Origin of the sequence: Algoriphagus sp. 4150 (genome assembly GCF_031457395.1) — a bacterium.
Classification (GTDB): domain Bacteria; phylum Bacteroidota; class Bacteroidia; order Cytophagales; family Cyclobacteriaceae; genus Algoriphagus.
Genome location: NZ_JAVDWS010000013.1, coordinates 152,131 through 167,340 on the forward strand (window position 1 = coordinate 152,131; position 15,210 = coordinate 167,340).

The 15,210-nt window shown below is 42.5% G+C and carries 11 protein-coding genes; 3 read left to right on the top strand and 8 right to left on the bottom strand.

Annotated features, from left to right (window positions below):
• Positions 1–8: 8 nt before the first annotated feature.
• Genes J2X69_RS16500 through J2X69_RS16510 form a run of 3 tightly spaced genes read right to left on the bottom strand, consistent with a single transcriptional unit; the run spans position 9 to position 5,890 of the window.
• Positions 9–1,334 carry a vanadium-dependent haloperoxidase gene (locus J2X69_RS16500; protein ID WP_310105669.1) on the bottom strand — a complete coding sequence of 442 codons (1,326 nt, stop codon included), beginning with the start codon at positions 1,332–1,334 and terminating at the stop codon, positions 9–11.
• A complete protein-coding gene (locus J2X69_RS16505; RefSeq protein ID WP_310105672.1) occupies positions 1,331–4,621 on the bottom strand; it encodes a VCBS repeat-containing protein in 3,291 nt (1,096 codons plus the stop codon). The genes J2X69_RS16500 and J2X69_RS16505 overlap by 4 nt, the downstream gene beginning before the upstream one ends.
• 21 nt (positions 4,622–4,642) lie before the next feature.
• Positions 4,643–5,890 (bottom strand): ROK family transcriptional regulator, encoded by a 1,248-nt coding sequence (locus J2X69_RS16510; RefSeq protein ID WP_310105675.1) that lies wholly within the window; start codon positions 5,888–5,890, stop codon positions 4,643–4,645.
• 215 nt (positions 5,891–6,105) lie between these two features.
• On the opposite strand from J2X69_RS16510, the gene J2X69_RS16515 reads away from it, so the two are divergent.
• Complete coding sequence (locus tag J2X69_RS16515) at positions 6,106–6,627, top strand: phosphoheptose isomerase (RefSeq protein ID WP_310105678.1); 522 nt, start codon at positions 6,106–6,108, stop codon at positions 6,625–6,627.
• Positions 6,628–6,836: 209 nt separating this feature from the next.
• Here J2X69_RS16515 and J2X69_RS16520 read toward each other — a convergent pair whose 3' ends face one another.
• From J2X69_RS16520 to J2X69_RS16540, 5 genes are all read right to left on the bottom strand, one after another.
• Positions 6,837–8,516: a hypothetical protein gene (locus J2X69_RS16520; protein WP_310105681.1), complete on the bottom strand. Its 1,680-nt coding sequence runs from the start codon at positions 8,514–8,516 to the stop codon at positions 6,837–6,839.
• 123 nt (positions 8,517–8,639) lie between these two features.
• Positions 8,640–9,194 carry a hypothetical protein gene (locus J2X69_RS16525; protein ID WP_310105683.1) on the bottom strand — a complete coding sequence of 185 codons (555 nt, stop codon included), beginning with the start codon at positions 9,192–9,194 and terminating at the stop codon, positions 8,640–8,642.
• The gene (locus J2X69_RS16530) at positions 9,195–10,193 is read right to left on the bottom strand and encodes a beta-ketoacyl-ACP synthase III (RefSeq protein ID WP_310105687.1); all 999 of its coding nucleotides are present in this window, start codon (positions 10,191–10,193) and stop codon (positions 9,195–9,197) included.
• A 245-nt stretch (positions 10,194–10,438) separates the two neighbouring features.
• Positions 10,439–11,137: an SOS response-associated peptidase gene (locus J2X69_RS16535; RefSeq protein WP_310105690.1), complete on the bottom strand. Its 699-nt coding sequence runs from the start codon at positions 11,135–11,137 to the stop codon at positions 10,439–10,441.
• A gap of 27 nt (positions 11,138–11,164) precedes the next feature.
• Entirely contained in the window at positions 11,165–12,124 is a 960-nt protein-coding gene (locus J2X69_RS16540; RefSeq protein WP_310105692.1) for an alpha/beta fold hydrolase, read from the bottom strand.
• 122 nt (positions 12,125–12,246) lie between these two features.
• Here J2X69_RS16540 and J2X69_RS16545 point away from each other — a divergent pair, with 122 nt between their 5' ends.
• On the top strand, positions 12,247–13,887 hold the full coding sequence (locus J2X69_RS16545; protein WP_310105694.1) for a pyruvate dehydrogenase complex dihydrolipoamide acetyltransferase: 1,641 nt from the start codon (positions 12,247–12,249) through the stop codon (positions 13,885–13,887).
• A gap of 93 nt (positions 13,888–13,980) precedes the next feature.
• A complete protein-coding gene (gene hslV / locus J2X69_RS16550) occupies positions 13,981–14,523 on the top strand; it encodes an ATP-dependent protease subunit HslV (RefSeq protein ID WP_310105695.1) in 543 nt (180 codons plus the stop codon).
• Positions 14,524–15,210: the final 687 nt, after the last annotated feature.

The following is a 15,210-nucleotide window of genomic DNA, read 5'->3' on the forward strand; positions in this document are numbered from 1 at the left end:
TAGATTTATCATTTTCCTGTCCTTCCTACCTTCCCCCACACCATATCCCCGATTTTCTCTCCTTGTATAATACCTTCTTCTATTGCATCCCTAAAGTGAATTCCTCCATAAAGACGGGAGATAGCAGCTTCCTCGGAGGCAAGCAAAAAGGAGTTGAAAGGTCTTTCCGGTAGCCCAAAGTAGACTTCTGAATTATCTATAAAATCGAAATTATCCCCAAAATAGCCAGTCAAAACAACTGCTGAAGCCCTACTGATCACGGAGTGCCCTGAGGTGTACTCAGGAAATGGAGGAGTTTGCAAAAGCGGTTTCCAGCGTTGGTCTATCTTCTGATTGATGGCAGTTTCAGGTCTGATTCTATCGGTTTCGTATTTTGTTTTCCAGCAAGAGATAAAAGCATCGTGAAGTGTCAGGGCCACAAGTGTGTGCACGTACGCTGTTTCAGCAAATGAAAGTTCTGCTTTTTGAGCTGCAATTCCTGTAATGCCCATCCAGTGTCCGCCAGGGGATATTTTTTTTACCCCAATTGCCATATGCCCGGAGAATTCTACTTTGAAGGGGTTGCAATCCCAGAAATTGGCAATCAATTTTCTTTCCTCATCCAACTCTTTCGTAGTGGTGTATACCTCCATCAATTGCTTATGAAATGAGCTGCCTTCGCTCATATCAAAAGGAGCCATAGGAGCAGGTTTGTATTCTTCCAGATTTTGGATAAAAAATGGTTTGATGGTTTTCCATTCAGGCTCTACCGCGGAGATGTAGGCAGGGGGGGTAGGATACCAAAATCCCTCTCCCTTTTGAGGAGTATATCTTATGAGTGTAGAAAGCTGTAGATAGCCATCCTTTTTGGCAATATCCATCACCTGAGAAGCTATTTTACTTGCGTAGATTATATGGTCTTCGAGCTCTTTTTTGGAAATGATCTTGCTTTTCAAGGCTTTCTCAATCCATGTTTGTTGCTTTTCTTTTAATAAATATCCGGAAGGCATAATCGCTTCTCCTACCTTCAGCATAGCATAGATTGCTGCAAATTCAGGAGAGGAGAGTAACTTTGACTGCTCAAAATTTTGATTGGCAAGATAGGTTGATAGCAACAGATTTTGATGCAGAAACTTTCCGCCAGATTCTTTTAGAACGAGGTATGAGGCTAATGAAGAATAGGCGTAAATCCGGGCAGCCACAGGAGGAGGTGCCACATCGGTTACCATTACTTCCGTAATATGAAATAACTCCTCAGTATATAGTTTGGGCCAATTGACTTCTTTGGTAGCAGCTTTTGGCTGCGTGCCAATCAGAATAGTAGAAAATAGTATACTTAGAAGAAATCTGTTCATGGGATATTGTATCGCTGAATTGGCTGATTATGAATACCGAAAAGAAGGCTTGATTCACCTGAAGACTGAAGGTGCAAAATCGACTTAATGTCTCCTTTGATCCCTATTCCCGATTCTGAAGGAGAAAGTGGGTGAAAATTTCCCTTGCCATCACCCAGCATTACCAATCCAAGTCCGGCATCTATTACCCCGATTCTGATTCTTGTGAAGGTCTGATTTCCACCAAGGATTAGGTCCATATTCCCATCCTGATTCACATCCAACGATTGGATTGCATAGATGGGAAAAGCCTGGGCTTCACGTGGGAGTGGACTCGCTTTAAAGCCTGATCCTGTGTTTTCCAGATACATGCTTTCCAGAGAATTTGCTACCAAAACTTGGGCTTCTTCCAGCTGCTGCGCTGTGAATAAATCCTCTATTTTTGCTCTGGAGTAAGAGGCGTAATCCGTGAATTTGCTTCGCATACTCGCCATCTGATCCAAAAGTTCATCCCTACTTGCATAAGGAAACGCCTGGTCTCCCACATAGCATTCGTAGATGGGGTCAATCGATCCGTTTTTGTCAAAGTCAGCGGCGTAGAGTTTGATGAGTTTATTTTCATTTGCTTCGAACTGTGTGTTCAGCCCGTAGTTTCCTATGATCAAATCGAGATCCCCATCTCCATCCATGTCAGCCGAATGTATACTTCCCCACCATCCTGAGAGTGTTTTGTCAAGATAGGCTGAAGTTTGATCCTCAAATGATTTTCCGCTTTGGTTTAACAAGAAGGTTATTGGCATGAATTCACCCACAATAACCAGATCATCGAGTCCGTCTCCATTCAGATCCATTTTTTCTACTCCGGTGACAAGACCTAGATTCCCTGATTTGGGAAGATAGGCAGCGGACTGGTCAGAGAAATTACCTGCACCGTCATTGATCAGTAGTTTGCTTTGAGGAATAAGCGGGTACTTGCCTGGGATAAGTCGGGCACCTATGAAGAGATCCAATACTCCGTCTCCATTTGCATCTACAGCAACTGCGCCACCTGTGCTGAAGGTGTAGTCCGGGAAATTGGCTGCGCGGGTAAGTTGGCCGGCTCCATCATTTAGGTACAATCTATCCTGAATACTTTCATCCGAACTCAAATAGTCATGATAGCCGCCGCTTCCCACAAACAAATCCTGAGCACCATCTCCATTGAAATCTTCAAAAATAGCCACCGCATCAGTAAATTCTCCGGACGGGCGAAAGCCTGGATAGGGAATCCATTCCTCGTTCTTTAGTGTAAAAATCTTTGCCGGCTGTCCCTTGGTACCGCCGATAAAAATCTCGGGATTCCCATCTCCGTTGAGATCGCCCTGAGCCAGAATTGGGCTGATGTAGCTAGGCATGTTAATCATTAAGGGCTGACGTTTTAGATCATTGAACCCTGCCGGTTGGGATATGAAGTTTGGTGAGTTTGCAGATAGTGAGAAGATAGGGGAGGGATTGGGAGATTTTTCTTTCTGATGTGTGTTTTCCTTTGTGATTTTCAGGAGCTGGTTTGTTTTTACATTTTCCAAAAACTGAAAACTTCCATCCGGCCAGACGATTTCTACCGATACAGTCTCACGGTGGTCACCTAACCCAAAATGTAATCTCGTACTCACTGAAGATTGAAAGCCACGTACGGGTTGAATTTCTGCAAATTGCCGTGTCTGTCCATCATAGATTTCCACTTTAGCTCCTATCGCAAATTTGTTCTGATCCTCTTGATAGAGTTGAATTTGAAGGTAATTGGTTGGATTTAGTTTGTTTTCATAAATTCCCGCTACATCGTTCAGGTTATTTATGACCAAATCCAGATCGCCGTCATTGTCCAGATCAGCATAAGCGACTCCACTTGAAAAGTTCTTTTCAGTAAATCCCCATTCCTTGGAGCGATTCGAGAATTTCAGATTCCCGTTGTTTTCAAAAATATAATTATGAATTGGTGTTGAACTCATGCCGGTGACCAGATGCAATGTGTCGGCTTTTTCCGCTGCTATCGCCTGTTTGAAATAGTAATCACCCTTGTACTTCAAAAAATCCCGATTGGTGTAATCCCGAAAATAGCCATTGGTGACAAACAAGTCTTTTTGCCCATCATTATTTGCATCAAAAAACAGAGCGGACCAACTCCAGTCTGTGTTCGAAATACCGGCCATCTGTCCCACTTCAGTGAAGAATCCATCTCCCAGATTCACCTGAAGCATATTTCTCATGTTTTGATGGTAAAATCCCTCTTGGATCATTAGAGCATATTGCTCGTAGTTCTCAGGTCCATAGAGCAACTTTTGCCTTGCATTGTCTTCAGGCAGCATATCGAGGGTGTAGATGTCCGGCTTGCCGTCATTGTTGATATCAGCGATATCCGCGCCCATGGAAAAGTGGGATATATGCTGAAAATGTTCGGTCAGCTGGTCGGTGAATGTGCCATCTCCATTGTTGATATACAGGTAATCAGGCTCAATGTAGTCATTGGTGACTAGCAAGTCCGGCCAGCCGTCTTGGTTTACGTCTGAGGAAATTACAGAAAGACCAAAGCCGAGGGCAGAACCTTTGATCCCGGCTTCTTCCGATATGTCTATGAATTTCCCTCCGTCATTTCTGAATAGTTTGTCTCCTGCCGTGGGGTGTCGGATTGATTTCACCTCAGAAAATTCCATTTCATGGATTGACTGAATATGGTGATTAAGCAGATACATATCGAGATCGCCATCTCTGTCAAAATCAAAAAATAATGCTTGGGTGCTATTTCCTGCATCATCCAGACCGTATGCTTCTGCCTCATTTTGAAATCTGAATGACCCCTTATTAATCCAAAGTTCATTTCGGCGGCTGTCAGCATCTCCTTTTCCTGAGTAGCTCACATAGATGTCAAGGAGTCCATCCCCATTCACATCTGCCATAGTCACTCCCGTAGTCCAGGAGGTTTTTCCGGAAAGTCCTGAAGATTTGGTTTTGTCTTCGAATTTGAAGTTTCCAAGGTTTTTATACACCTTGTTGGCCACCATATTGCCGGTGAAAAAAATATCTTCCAGTCCGTCATTGTCTAAGTCTCCGACGGCTACTCCACCACCATTATAAAAATACTCATAGCGTAAAATATTATTGTTTGTGTCCTCTTTAAGTTGGTTTTTGAAAGTAACTCCGGATTTTTTACCGGATATTCTTTCAAAAACCATATTGGAAGATTGGGCTAGAAGAGTGTTTCCAAGTTGAAGGATTAGAATATATCCTAAAATCAGTGTGAGTACTGTTTTTGGTAAGTTGAGGAAACGCATGAGTCTAGTTGCTGCTGAAGTTTAATTCAGTCGATTGATTACATCTTCGAAGAGTTGTTCGTTTACCACGGCAACACCACCCAATAATCCTACCTCCTCACCAAGTTGATAAAGTGCAAGTTGAGACTTCTCCCGTGATTTTGCCATACTGTAAATATTCAGCGCCTGTTGGATTGGAGTGATTAGATACTGATTTGCTTCAGCCACTGAACCTCCGATAATTATCAGTTCTGGATTCAGTACCTGGATTAACATTGAGATGCCTCTTCCCAAGTCCAAACCGGCTTCGGAAAGTATGGTAATTGCCCGCTGATCACCGGACAATGCCGCTTCTACAACTAGATTTGGAATAATTCCGCCTTCCTGATTTCGGGCCATTCGGGCCAATATGCTGTCTTTATCCAATTTAATGGCTGCCTCAGCCATCTTGACGATTGCAGTGCCGGAAGCAACTGCCTCCAAACAACCCTTTTTGCCGCATGTGCATGTCACATCCCTGGACTCAAAGATAGGCGAGTGGCTAAATTCTCCCGCAAAACCGGATGCTCCCTGGTACAATTTGCCATCTATAATGATCCCTAACCCTATTCCCCAGCCTATAAATAGGCCAAGTACATTCTTGTAGTTATGATTAGTGCCAAATTTAAATTCTGCTAAAGTCATTGCCCGAGCATCATTTTCAAGGAATATTTTCTTAGCAAATCTAGTTTCCAGATTTTCCAGAAGGGTTTTGTCCCCAAATCTTAAATAGGTGTAGTTCACCCCTCCAATGGAGTCCGTAAGTCCTGGCATGGAGAACCCGATCGCAATTACTTTATGGGCGGGTATCTCTGTCTTGATTAGATACGATTCTATCAGCTGGCAGATATTCTCGAAGGTTTCTTTTTCGTTGTCTAAGCTGATTCTATGACTTTCCTTCTCTTTGACAATCGTATGATTGCATGAATACAGCGCAAGGTTCATGTTGTACTTTGAAAGATCGACGGACAGCACATAGAAAGCGTCCGGAGCCAATCTATACAGATCGGGCTTTCTCCCTCCCTGAGATTCTGCACGTCCTTGCTTGATTACTTCTCCGCTTGAGATCAGGTCGCTGAGTAGTGAATTGACTGTCGGAAGGGAGATGCCTACTTCGGCACATATCTCACTTGCGGTATTGGCTCCTTTTATATAAAGGTTCTTAATAATCTTAATTTTGTTGAGGTAGCTTTTTATTTCTACCACTCCATCCATTTTATCGATTACTTCCTGTGGATTAATTAGGTTCATAGGTCTAAGTTATTCCTGAATAACGGCAATTTTTAATTTTGATAAAAATACTTTATTAAAAAAATAAGTTAACAAGAGTATATATGCTGTAATATCGTTGATTTCTTGGGGACTATCCTTTTGTTTTCGCTAAAAGATTCCAAATGTGTAAATCTTTTGGAGAAATTCGTTTTTCGAATGATTTAAGTAATTTTGGGAAATACACTTTTATTACTATGAATTTGATAAATATGGATGCCGGCCTCGGCAAAGATGAGGTATTTCAGAAAGTTGGAGACTTTTTGACTGATAAGGGATTTAGGATTTCTCAAGTGGATCAGACAAGACCATGGGGTGGTTTTTTTGTCCTTGATGAAAGCCAGATTCGTGAATTCAGAGCAATGTTTTTCGAGGATGTTGACCTTTCAGAAGAGCAATTGGAACAAAAGTTAAGCCCTAAGTTTTTGCTGGTAGCGCCCGGAGCCCGTCTTTCTTGGCAATATCACTTTCGAAGAGCTGAGCTTTGGAAGCTTATCAATGGAGAATCCGGAATAGTACGGAGTGAAACAGATGAGTTGGGAACCTTGGAAAAAATGGAACTGGGGAAAACGGTTTCCTTGAAGCAGGGAGAACGACATAGGCTGGTAGGCTTGGATACTTGGGGGATTGTAGCTGAAATATGGATGCACGTAGATCCCGAACATCCTTCGAATGAAGAAGATATTGTGCGGGTGGAAGACGATTATTCAAGAAAATAAAAAAAGGCTCGGGTTTTATCCCGAGCCAAAAAACTTAAAATTTGTCGTCCGTAGCTCAATCACCCTTAAATTAACTAATTAGTCAAAAAATACCTACAGGACTAGCTGAAAGAGTGATTGAATTTAGTTGTAATTATTTGGTATTCAAAATTATGTGTATGTAATCTGTCCGGATTGGTTTGAAAGAATCATTACAGATATTCTATTTTTTAATTGAAGTTGAGAAGATTGGTTAGGGGCTCTTCCTGGATCTCGTCGTTTTTATAGTTGATCAAATCCTCTAATCTTCCAGCTTGATTATAATACCTCCAAGGTCCTTCTTTTCTTCCTTCCTTCATTTGCCCCTCAGATGCTTTGCGTCCGTTTTCGTGGAAGAAAAGCCAGATTCCCTCAGCTTTTCCTGAAATGTAATTCCCTTCAGATTCCTTTTTTCCATTCACGTAGTAGGTGATTCTTGTTCCGTTTCCATCCTTTAGTGTACCTTTATCCAGATTTGCACTGCCGTCATAGGATTTATAATCACTAGTATTCATCAGGCGTCCGTTGTCCCAAAATTCTTCCTGAGTAAGTTGCTTGTTGTCATAGAAAAGCCCCCAAATGCCATTCTCAAAACCTATGGAGTAGCTGCCCACTGATTTGAGTTGCCCACCGTCGTAATAATAGACCCATTGCCCATTTTCCAGTCCAAGAATATATTCTCCTTCAGCAACTAAAACTCCAATTTTGTTGAAATATTTCCAAAGACCCGTCTTGAGATCGTTTCGGTATTCTCCGATGGAGTATATCTCGCCATCGGGAAAAAAGCTCTTCCAAACGCCTGTCTTCATGCCATTGCTATATTTGCCTGATACTGACACTTGTCCGGAATTGTGGTATTCTACATATTCCCCAACAGGAACACCCAAATCATAAGTTTTGCGCTTTGCTATTGACTTGTTTGGAAAATATTCCTCCCAAGTTCCCACAGCTATTCCGTTTTCATATTTTTCTACTCTTGCCAGCCGCTGATTCTCGTAGTAATATTTCCAAGTTCCAACCCTGTTGCCATTTTCATCATAAAACTCTTCGGATTCTTTGGCTTTGCTTCCAGTGAAATATCGCGTCCATTCACCTACCTTTTTGCCTTTTTTATAATTTCCTTCCTCTACTACAAGGTTTGGATACGTTAATCTTTTGAAAGCTCCATCCAAGTCACCTCCCTTGTATAGCCCTTCAGTGATCAAGGTTCCCTCCGGATCATACTCCAGAAATGGGCCCTCTTTGAGACCATTGACATAAAATTCCCGTACAGCAACCTGCCCAAATTCATAATATTGCACCCACTGACCGGTCTTTTTACTGTTTTCGTATTGGCCTTCTACAGAGACCTGACGGGAATCAACATAGTCCGGAACCCCCGTTCTTCCGAAATATTCTATATATTTTCCCACAATCACAGAATCCTGAAAAATCATTTCTTTCTTCAATGCTCCGTCCGCATCATATAGTTTAGATGGTCCAAAAAGGATCCCATTCTTATATTCTGCCACTAATTTTCTTTTACCGTCAGGATAAAAATTGCTCCAAGTGCCTTCCCTAAGTCCATTTTTGAAGGTCCCTTCAGTAAGTAAGGTGTTAGTCTTGGGATTATAATATTTCCAGAGCCCTTCACGGGTGGAATTGGTAAGAACACCGGTAGCCATCAGGGTCGAGTCTGAATTGTATTGCCGAACCATAGAGCTTTCTTGAGCAAACACTGAAGTGCTGAGAAGAAGTAGTGCGATAAGGATATATTTCATGTGTGTATAATTGTCTATCAAAGGCCACATGGAATCCCTGCCTGCGGCAGGCAGGTCGCATGGAGGGTAATCATTTCGGTGTTTGACGTTCTGCGTCATGCTTGATTTCATAAAGTTGTTGTTTTGAGCGGATTCAGAAAGTTTTCCGAATCTTTCAAAAGGATAATCTGAATAGTGTACGAATGAACTCGATTCCTGTTTAAAAATAAGTTAATTCCAGCTTTATCCCATTTTTTAGGAAAGTAAGAATATCAATTTTTTTAGTTCATCCAAAATCTCTTTCTTAATTGTCGCGGTATTTCCTGAGATAGGGATAGATTTATGCCATTGGCAGAAAGTTGATTTTTCTGACCAATTGGAGGGAGGTGATTTCGTGGAAGAGCCTTTCAGGAGGATTTCAGGATATTCCCAAGGAGTAAGAGTCCGGTCAAAAGCCCAATCGTATTCGCTTAATTTCTGAAAGGGTGCTATGGGATGATTTTTGCCCAATAATACAAATAGGAAAAGTCCATGCCCAAACCAGTTTAATAAGCGGATGTTTAATCCATCTGAGAGATCAAAGTCTCTGATTATATCCAACACTTGGTAGGGATATCCCAAAAGGTCATTTCCTTTCGACAGTTTCACTCCACGGCTGGAGGGATGGATTTTTATAAGTTTATCAGAATCTATGGAATTTCCCACCTCCGCCAGAATATCCCAAAATTTAGCTTTGAGCATATTTTGACGGGGGATTGTTTCCCTGTCAAGCCAAAGTTCTAGATCCAACTCACCGGGTTTTTCTGTCATCTACCACTGAAGTAAAGCGGAAGCCCACGTGAATCCGGAGCCAAATGCAGCCAGACAAATCAAATCGCCATCCTTTATCCTTCCCTGTTCCCAAGCTTCACTCAGGGCTATAGGAATAGTGGCAGCTGTAGTATTACCCTTGGTCATGATATTATTAAATACTTTTTCGTCAGACAATCCCAGCTGCTTCTGGATGTACTGGCTGATGCGAAGATTTGCTTGGTGTGGAACGAGTAAATCTATCGCTGATTGATCCAGCTTATTTGCGTCAAGGGCTTCTTTGATCACTTCCATAAATCGTACTACAGCATGCTTAAAGACCGCATTTCCATTCATTTTTAGGAAAAAACTTCCTGATTCTATCAATTCTGGGGAAACGCGTACTTCCCGACTACTTCCCGGATCTTTGCAAAATAATTCTTCGGCATGCTCACCTTGGGAGTGAAGGTGGGTAGATAGAATCCCAGGCTGATCTGCTTCCACTGCCCCAAGGATTATGGCACCGGCCCCATCTGCGAAAATCACAGAACTAGAGCGGCCTTCATCGCTTTTGTCCAAAGCTGATGACTGGATCTCCGCTCCGACTACGAGTATTCTTTTGTACATACCGGTCTTGATAAACTGGTCTGCGACAGAGAGTGCGTAGATGAATCCGGAGCAGGCATTTCTGATATCCAGGGCACCAATGGTCCCCATGTCTAATTCCCGCTGAAGCAAAACCCCATTCCCGGGTAAGAAATAGTCAGGGGTGATGGTGGCAAAAACGATGAAATCTATTTCAGAAGCTTTCATCCCAGCTCGATCCAGAGCCATTTCAGCCGCTTTTTTGGACATGCTCGTTACCGTGTCTACTCCCGGAGTAAACCAGTGTCTGGATTCTATCCCGGTTCTTTCCACGATCCACTCATTATTGGTGTTCATCATCCGGGAGAGCTCATGGTTGGATACGGTACGCTCCGGTACATAATGACCCACTCCCAGAATTCTGGATTTTTTCATGTGTTTATAATTGTTTTCTATTGGCCACAACTTGTCCCGTGACGAAGGAAACGGGATGGAATCTCGCTCGGTGAATAATCATCACTCTCCCGAAACAAGCCTTCCTGCGGTAGGCAGGTTCGGGACAACTTGTGTGACGAATACGCCATGCTCGATTTCATGTAAATTTAGATTATCATAAAATTGATTGACAATATCGCCAGATCAATTTAGTCTAGCAAAAAGTAGCATGATTAGTCAAAAAACTATCCGAAGAGCGTGTAATTCCCATGTTGGTCCATTGGCGAGGTTTTTCGGATGATGGAGGGACTGTCATTTTGCAGTGAATTCACTAATGGTGAGACAGTAAAGCCTAACATAGAATCAGCGGGATAGGGCTTGAGCAAATTCAAAAGATCGCCTTCTTCTGTGTATTTATCCAGCCATTTTTTCTCAGCAGCCTGATCCAGAATTACCGGCATTGCGTCGTGGATTTCAGAGACTACGGCATTCGGAGTGGTAGTAATTATCAAAAAAGTATGCTGAATCTCTCCGTTCACTCCTTCATATTCTTCCCAGAGGCCTGCAAAGGAAAACAGTTCGTCCTCACGAAGAGTAAACCTGTAAGGCACGGAAGTTTTTTTTCCAAGACGCTTCCATTCATAGAAGCCATCTGCCGGAATGATACAACGTCTTTGCCTAAAAGCTGTTTTTAAGGATATTTTCTCATTTACCGTCTCCGCTTTGGCATTGATGAGTTTTTGGGCTACAGGTCGGTTTTTTCCGAATTCGGGAGTGATCCCCCAATAGAAATATGAAAATCCCTTGGGGCTTTGTGAAGTGATCACAGGCACGAGTTGGGTTGGGGCGATATTGTATCTGGGCTTCAGGTCTGACAGCATCTCTGCCTGAAATCTCTTTTCAAGTTCTTCTTTACTTTTGCTAAGGGAGTATCGTCCACACATATTTTTATCACTGTAATTGGCAGGAAGTTAGATAACAGCGCTTATAAATTCAACTGCTCTTTGCTCGGAGTAATAGTTTTTTTGGGAAGTAGCAGGACTGAATCCTACATGTCCTCCGTGATTTGGAAACTCAAAATGGACCATATCCAACGAATTGGCCAAGTGTCTGGGAAAGCACTTTTCACTCAGGAATGGGTCATTTAGGGCATTTAAGACTAAAGTAGGTACTTTTACCTGATCCAGAAAATACAGGGAGGAATTCACTTCATAGTATTCTTCAGCATCTGAGAAGCCATGAAGAGGGCCGGTGAAAAAATCATCAAAATCGGTCAAAGTTTTAATATTTCTTAGTGTTTCCAGCGGAATTTGACCGGGATGAGCAGCCGATTTATCTATGACTTTCTTTTTCAGACTTCTCAAAAAACGTTTGGAATACAGTGTATTTGATGTAGCCGAGATCTTTTTGGAGGAACTGGCCAAGTGCAGAGGAACTGATATCACAACGCCCCTATGAATTTTTGGAAGGCTGTTTCCTTTTTCTCCCAAATATTTTAGTGTTAGATTTCCTCCTAAGCTAAAACCCACCAAGTTTATTTCTTCATAGGCATCATAAGAATGCTTTACTACTAAATCCAGGTCATACGTAGCACCTGAATGATAGAAAATCAACTTCTTGTTCATCTCGTCACTACAGCTTCTGAAATTCCATGTGAGAACATCATACCCTTCTTTCAGAAAACTGTTTACCATACCAAGCATATACGCCCGGCTACTGTTGCCCTCCAGTCCATGGCTGACAATGACTAATTTTGGCTTGTTTTGCCGATACCAGTCTAGATCAAGGAAGTCTCCGTCGCTTGTTATAATTCTCTCTTTTACGGGATTTGGTGCTATAACTTTTCTGAAAACGGAGGGGTAAATTGTCTCTAAGTGTCCGTTAAACAGCCACTTGGGTCTGGTATAGGTGATGTTTTTTACTAAGGGCATACCAGAGAGATGTGGGTTGGAGGCTGAAATGCTTCGGGAAATTACTAGTTTTAAATTTGATTAAAGCCATTATAAAAACTATTTTTGGACACTTTAAAAAACGAAATAGCGCGGAATAACCTATGGCCGAAATAATAAGAATGCCTAAAATGAGCGACACCATGGAAGAAGGTGTGATCGCTGCATGGTTGAAGAAAGTTGGAGATTCAGTAAAACCGGGAGATATCCTTGCTGAAGTCGAGACTGATAAAGCAACTATGGAGCTTGAATCCTACGACGAAGGTGTGCTTTTATATATTGGAGTTAAAGAAAAAGATGCTGTGCCTGTGAATGGCGTGATAGCTGTGATCGGTGAGAAAGGTGAGGATTATCAGCACCTACTTGACGGTGGTGATGCTCCTGCAGAAGAGAAGAAGGAAGAAGCACCTAAGGCTGAAGAGAAAGAGGTTGATTCAGCCAAATCAGAAGCTCCTGAAGAGAAGATTGATGTGTCAAATATCAATGCTACTGTGATCACCATGCCTAAGATGTCTGACACCATGCAGGAGGGAACGATTGCATCATGGCTTAAGAAAGTAGGGGATGATGTGAAATCCGGAGAAATCATTGCCGAGGTGGAAACTGACAAAGCCACTATGGAACTTGAGTCTTATGACGACGGTACCTTGCTTTACATCGGAGTAGAAGCCGGTGACAGTGTTGCTGTAGATGGTGTGATCGCAGTGATTGGTGAAAAAGGTGCAGATTTCGAGACTCTTTTGAAAGCTCAAAAATCAGAATCTTCAGAAGCACCTGCCGAAGAAAAATCAGAGCCTGCCAAAGAAGCTAAAAAAGAAGAAGCTCCAAAGACCGAAGCTAAATCTACCGGAAGTAGCGCGCCATCGGCCACTGCTGAGGGTGATCGATTGAAAGCATCTCCTTTGGCTAAGAAGATGGCTGAAGACAAAGGAATAGATATACGCACGCTGAACGGTTCAGGTGAAGGAGGTAGAGTGGTGAAGAGAGACGTGGAAAATTTTGTTCCTGCGGCCGCCCCGCAAGGAGGCGCTGCCGTAGGTACTGCGGCTCCTGCTATAGGAGTAGAAAGCTTCAGGGAAGAGAAGGTTTCCCAGATGAGGAAAGTGATCGCAAAAAGACTTGCAGAAAGTAAGTTCGGCGCACCACACTTCTATCTGACCATGGAAATCAACATGGATAAGGCTATAGAAGCAAGAAAAAGCATGAATGAAATCGCTTCAGTGAAGATTTCCTTCAATGATATGGTGATCAAGGCAGCGGCAGCAGCTTTGCGCCAGCATCCAAAAGTGAACTCAAGCTGGCTAGGCGACAAAATCAGATACAATGACCATATCCATATCGGTATGGCAGTAGCAGTGGATGAGGGCTTATTGGTTCCTGTCATCAGATTTGCCGATAGCCTGTCACTTTCTCAGATTTCTACTCAGGCGAAAAGTTTGGGAGGGAAAGCCAAAAACAAAGAATTGCAGCCTAAGGATTGGGAAGGAAACACCTTCACGATCTCTAACTTGGGAATGTTTGGAATCGACGAATTCACCGCGATCATCAATCCTCCGGATGCATGTATTCTCGCTGTAGGTGGGATCAAAGAAACGGTAATCGTGAAAGACGGCGAAATGAAAATCGGCAACTTGATGAAGGTGACTTTGTCTTGCGACCACAGAGTAGTCGATGGATCAGTAGGATCCGCATTCTTGATTACGCTGAAAAGCTTACTTGAAGATCCGGTCAGAATCCTGGTGTAAAGAATATAATAAACTGCCAAAAAGTCCTGATTTCAGGACTTTTTGCTTTTTGTACGTTTATTGGTAAGTATGCATCTCACAATAACCAATCACATGACAAAAATTAAATCAACAACCGTAGTAGCGGTACGCCATAAGGGAGAAGTAGTGATAGGAGCAGATGGGCAGGCGACTTTGGGGAATACTGTAGCCAAAAGCAGTGTAAAGAAATTAAGGGTATTGCAGGGAGGTAAGATCGTCACAGGATTTGCAGGGTCTACTGCAGATGCATTTACGCTTTTGGAAAAATTCGAAGAGAAGCTGGGAGCTTTTGGTAATAATATGAAGCGTTCCGCAGTGGAGCTTGCAAAGGAGTGGAGAACAGACCGCATGCTTTCTAAATTGGAAGCTATGATGATCGTTGCTGATAAGGATGATATTTTGATTATTTCCGGAAATGGAGATGTGATCGAACCTGACATGGAGATAGCCACTATCGGATCCGGAAGCATGTATGCCCAGTCAGCTGCCAGAGCCATGAAGCAGTTTGCTCCTCATATGAGCGCTGAAGAAATGGTAAGAGAAAGCCTCAACATCGCTGCCGATATCTGCATCTACACCAACCACAATCTGGTGATTGAGAAAGTGAAAGACTAACAAAGGATTCTGAGTCTCTAGAGAGGCTGTCTCATAATTATGTTTTCTTGTCAGGCTGAGTAAGGAAAATTTAGAATTTACAAAAGAATAGTGACAGCAAGGTAATTAGGGACAAATTAAGGTCATCCTGAGCACTTGAGAGACGAGAGTCTCGAAATCGAAGGGTTCTCGACTTCGCTCGAACTGACACAATACCAATACCTGCTCACTCAGATTAAATCCGTCATTGGTAGTAGCTTGCCTCGCCTTGGCGGGAATTCGAAGCCTTTTTATGTGCCAATTAAGCCCATTTCGACTTCGCTCAATGTGACATTATGAATTATGAGACAGCCTCTTTTTTTAACCACAGAGTCCACAGAGCATTACATATAGGCCGTATCCATACTTGTGGATTTATTTCAAGCTGGTTACGGATCTGCCGCAATAACTATGTCCGGTTAGGCAACTTCATTCTTCCAGAACAAAACAGGTAGTGTTATTGAATCATTTCAGATAATCATGAAGTTTTTTATGTTTATCCGCTTCTCTGCCAGTAAAGAGACAAAAGCAATATAGGATTTGGTAATCCCGATAGCCATCGGGACATTGAAGGTGATACTCCCTGAATAAAGTTGACACATTTTGTTGGGACAAAAAACCAATTAAGATGAAAAAAGGATTTCAACTAAAGCCCCAACGTATTTTCAG

What these genes read in the sequence shown, in the direction of transcription:
- J2X69_RS16500 (WP_310105669.1), bottom strand. Translation starts at nt 1,334, where the DNA reads ATGAACAGATTTCTTCTAAGTATACTATTTTCTACTATTCTGATTGGC.
- J2X69_RS16505 (WP_310105672.1), bottom strand. Translation starts at nt 4,621, where the DNA reads ATGCGTTTCCTCAACTTACCAAAAACAGTACTCACACTGATTTTAGGA.
- J2X69_RS16510 (WP_310105675.1), bottom strand. Translation starts at nt 5,890, where the DNA reads ATGAACCTAATTAATCCACAGGAAGTAATCGATAAAATGGATGGAGTG.
- J2X69_RS16515 (WP_310105678.1), top strand. Translation starts at nt 6,106, where the DNA reads ATGAATTTGATAAATATGGATGCCGGCCTCGGCAAAGATGAGGTATTT.
- J2X69_RS16520 (WP_310105681.1), bottom strand. Translation starts at nt 8,516, where the DNA reads ATGAAATCAAGCATGACGCAGAACGTCAAACACCGAAATGATTACCCT.
- J2X69_RS16525 (WP_310105683.1), bottom strand. Translation starts at nt 9,194, where the DNA reads ATGACAGAAAAACCCGGTGAGTTGGATCTAGAACTTTGGCTTGACAGG.
- J2X69_RS16530 (WP_310105687.1), bottom strand. Translation starts at nt 10,193, where the DNA reads ATGAAAAAATCCAGAATTCTGGGAGTGGGTCATTATGTACCGGAGCGT.
- J2X69_RS16535 (WP_310105690.1), bottom strand. Translation starts at nt 11,137, where the DNA reads ATGTGTGGACGATACTCCCTTAGCAAAAGTAAAGAAGAACTTGAAAAG.
- J2X69_RS16540 (WP_310105692.1), bottom strand. Translation starts at nt 12,124, where the DNA reads ATGCCCTTAGTAAAAAACATCACCTATACCAGACCCAAGTGGCTGTTT.
- J2X69_RS16545 (WP_310105694.1), top strand. Translation starts at nt 12,247, where the DNA reads ATGGCCGAAATAATAAGAATGCCTAAAATGAGCGACACCATGGAAGAA.
- hslV (WP_310105695.1), top strand. Translation starts at nt 13,981, where the DNA reads ATGACAAAAATTAAATCAACAACCGTAGTAGCGGTACGCCATAAGGGA.